Origin of the sequence: Blautia sp. 210820-DFI.6.14, assembly GCF_020558815.1 — a bacterium.
GTDB classification, from domain to species: Bacteria; Bacillota; Clostridia; order Lachnospirales; family Lachnospiraceae; genus Blautia_A; species Blautia_A obeum.
Map to the genome: position 1 here is coordinate 1 of NZ_JAJCKS010000056.1, position 3,739 is coordinate 3,739.

The window sequence follows — 3,739 nt, forward strand, 5'->3', positions numbered from 1 at the left end:
AAAGCGTAAAATTCCCGTTTATTGGGAAGTCGCAGAGAACGAAAAATCGGAATTTTGCTTTCGATGACCAGAATGAAAATCGTTACCGTTGCGCCTGTTTTCACAAGCGTTGCGTGACATAAAAAGAATTCTATTTTAATATCAAAGTATCAAAAACAAAGGAGGTTCTTTTTATGTTGAAGGAATTAAAGAAAAACAAAATGAGTGTTGTTGCAACTGGAATTTTATTTGGTGTTATGGGGGTATTAATTATTCCTATGATAGCAGTAATTGTAAAAATATCGAATGCATTATCCCAAAAATATCCTAGGATATACAAGTATAGTATGATTGCTTTTATCGGTATGTTATTGGCAATTAGCCTATTTTGCGTTGTTATTAAACATCAGATGAGTTTTCTTGTAATAGTTGCTTGTTTAGCAATAACATTATGCGACACTATTAAAAACAGATAATAAATGGAGTACAACTATGGAAATATCAGATTTGATTAAATCAGCCAGAATTGAAAAGGGCTTAACCCAACAACAACTGGCTGATGTTGTCTTTGTTACGCGACAGACAATTTCGAAATGGGAATTGGGAAAAAGTGTTCCTGACCAAGCCTCTCTTATATTGCTATACCAGTATTTGGACATCAAGGATAATGAGAAAAAACAGTTATCAAAGCTTATTTTTAATAAGCAAAATATTATATTAATTTTGATTGCAATCTTATTTTCTCCTATGGTTATTGGAGTACGTTTTATCTGTTGTAAAATTGATAAGATTGAAAATCGAAAAATTAAAGCGGTAATCAAGGTTATTGGCTTTGTTGTATTCTCATCGTATCTAGTATCTTTAAAAGAAAATGTGGCGTATTTGTTAATTGGTATATTTTCTCTGGTGTATTTGTTATATCAATTCTATTTGAGTGGATTGGAAACTAAATGATTTGTGTCAGCAAGTTTAAGGCAAGCGATAATTCATGAAATTCAAGTTTGCAGGGCTAAATTATAGAAAATTTATTATTGAATTCGTTTTAACTGTTGTCATTTTTTGTATTTTCAGAAGGGAAAGCAAACATGGAGAATGAATTAATTTTGTTTGAAACTGCCGATAAAGAAATAAAGTTAACTGTGCCTATAAAAAATAATACTGTATGGCTTAATAGAAAACAGTTAGCCGAATTGTTTGGAAGAGATGTAAAGACAATTGGGAAACATATTAATAATGCATTAAAAGAAGAGTTGGATAATTCAGTTGTCGCAAATTTTGCGACAACTGCTTCAGATTATGGTTAATTTGGTGATGAATTTGTTAATAATGTAAATTTGATTTCGAATCGGAATTGACCAAACTCTTTGAGCGAGGGATACTTCTTGTCCGAAGGGCAAGAAGGTGGAGTTGAAAAAGATTATAACAATCGGGATTTGGAGGGATAATGAGATGAATATAAAAGATTTTAAGTGGACGAGAGAACCTGATGATTACACGCTGACAGATGACAAAATTGAGATTATTACACAGCCTGGAACTGATTTGTGGCAAAGAACTTACTATCATTTCCGCAATGATAATGCTCCGGTTCTGCAGATAGAAACAGAGGAAAAGTTTTTTTCATTTATAGTGAAAACTGATTTTAAGGAAAGCCATCATCGCTTTGATCAGTGCGGTGTGGTTATGTATCTTGACAGTGAGAATTGGTTGAAAGGTTCTATAGAATATGAAAATGACTATTTTCAGCACCTGGGAAGTGTTGTGACAAACAATGGATATTCAGATTGGGCAACTACGGAAATTGATGCAGAGATTAAATCTATGTGGTATCGTCTCAGTAGACGTGAAGATGATTATTGCATTGAATGTTCTGAGGATGGAATACGGTTTAAGCAAATGAGGATTTGTCATATGTGGGCTGGTGCAGGAAAAATCAAATTTGGAATTTATGCATGCAGTCCAGAAGATTCATCGTTTAAAGCGGTATTTACAGATATGAAATTGACGGAGTGTCAATGGAAAGCCCACGATGGTCAAAAGCCGGATGAGATGTAGCAGACTGTATTTGATATAAAAAACCAATATGAAAATAGTTAAAGTTTTTCAGTTTGTGTAACTGAGAAAAACGAAAATTCCTTTAAAGTGGATTGAAGGGGCCGGTCATAATTCTAATACAGATAAACCGGAGATGATAAATAGTTTGATAGAAGAATTCCTTTCAAACATATAAAGACTATTGAAAACAATTGGTCAACCGTTATAAAAGGACAATAAACAAATCGGAATCAGTAGGAGGATCATTATGAGATTTTATAACATATTTTTCAGCCCGACAGGGGGTACAGAGAAAGTAGCAGATATTGTTGCGAAAGGGACGAAGCTGGATGCTGAAGAAATCGACCTAATTAAAGAACCAGATAAACTCATGAAGGTGAAATTTGAAAAAAAGGACCTATGTTTGATTGCTGTACCGTCTTACGGTGGACGCATTCCATCAGTTGTAACGGATATGTTCCGCAAAGTAAAGGCAGATGGTACGAAAGCAATTCTTGTGGCAGTATTTGGAAACCGTATGATTGATGATACTCTATTGGAACTACAGGATGTTCTGGAGGCATCAGGATTTGTATGTATCGCAGGAATGGAGGCTGTCGCAGAGCATTCCCTGATGCACCAATTTGGAACCGGACGCCCGGATCAGCAGGATGAAAAGGAATTGCTGGAATTTGCCGCAAAGATTATGCAAAACAGCGAAGCACAAAGGACACCTGCATTTCCGGGAAACAGACCATATCGAGAATATGGTGGTGTTCCGCTCAAACCTGTTGCAAATGGAAAATGCACTTCCTGCGGTCTGTGCGCAAAAGAATGCCCGGCAGGTGCCATTCCGTTGGATAATCCGAAGATGACCGATAAGGATAAGTGCATTTCTTGTATGCACTGTGTAGCAGTCTGTCCGAAGAAAGCAAGAAATTACAGTAAGCTTGTCAGTTTTATCGCTGGACTGAAAATGAAGAAGGTTTGTTTCGGTAGGAAGGAAAATAAATTGTATTTATAATAGGGCGAGCAATACAATGAGAAACATGTAAATTGATACGTGAACAATCGGCTCAGTATGATATTTAATTAAATATTGCAATGAAAAGATCATTTACCGTAAACAAGCAGTAGATGGTCTTTTTTATATCTTTTTGTGAACAAGTAGAGATTTATAGCTGGTAATATGTGTTTTATCATAATCCGTGAAATAAGATGGGTTAATTCTTCGATTTACATATTTTTTAAGGTGTTCCGGCATGGTATTATGATACTTATAAAGAACCAATTATATCGGTTGGAGAGAGTGGTGAAAAGTTATGAAGTTATTGTTTAAACAAAGGCTGTTTTCATGGTTTGACAGCTATGATATCTATGATGAAGCAGGCAACACTGTTTATGTAATAAAAGGCCAGTTGTCCTGGGGACATAAACTTGTAATTTATGATGCCTATGGAAATGAAGTAGGAATGGTTGTTCAGAAAGTACTTACTTTTCTTCCTAAATTTGAAATTTATAAAAACGGCAGTTATATCGGATGCCTGAGCAAAGAATTCTCATTCCTGACGCCACATTATAATATTGATTACAATGGATGGCATATTGATGGAACCATTATGGAATGGGACTATAGCATTCTTGATCTAAGCGGTTATTCAATTGCACGGGTTAGTAAAGAACTGTTTCATATGACTGATACATATGTTATTGATGTGCAGGATCC

At 35.2% G+C, this 3,739-nt stretch carries 6 protein-coding genes; all 6 read left to right on the plus strand.

The window, feature by feature from the left end; translation table 11 throughout:
- Positions 1-173: 173 nt before the first annotated feature.
- Positions 174-455, plus strand: a complete 282-nt coding sequence (locus tag LI112_RS17535; RefSeq protein WP_227191184.1) for a hypothetical protein — start codon at positions 174-176, stop codon at positions 453-455.
- A 16-nt stretch (positions 456-471) separates the two neighbouring features.
- Positions 472-933, plus strand: coding sequence for a helix-turn-helix transcriptional regulator (locus LI112_RS17540; protein WP_007887521.1), 462 nt, complete (start codon positions 472-474; stop codon positions 931-933).
- A gap of 131 nt (positions 934-1,064) precedes the next feature.
- Complete coding sequence (locus LI112_RS17545; RefSeq protein WP_227191185.1) at positions 1,065-1,283, plus strand: hypothetical protein; 219 nt, start codon at positions 1,065-1,067, stop codon at positions 1,281-1,283.
- Between the two features lie 145 nt (positions 1,284-1,428).
- On the plus strand, positions 1,429-2,034 hold the full coding sequence (locus LI112_RS17550) for a DUF1349 domain-containing protein (protein WP_005426072.1): 606 nt from the start codon (positions 1,429-1,431) through the stop codon (positions 2,032-2,034).
- A 247-nt stretch (positions 2,035-2,281) separates the two neighbouring features.
- Complete coding sequence (locus LI112_RS17555) at positions 2,282-3,037, plus strand: 4Fe-4S binding protein (protein WP_195968353.1); 756 nt, start codon at positions 2,282-2,284, stop codon at positions 3,035-3,037.
- A 298-nt stretch (positions 3,038-3,335) separates the two neighbouring features.
- Positions 3,336-3,739: LURP-one-related/scramblase family protein (locus LI112_RS17560; RefSeq protein WP_227191186.1), on the plus strand; the 404-nt coding region annotated here is incomplete at its 3' end.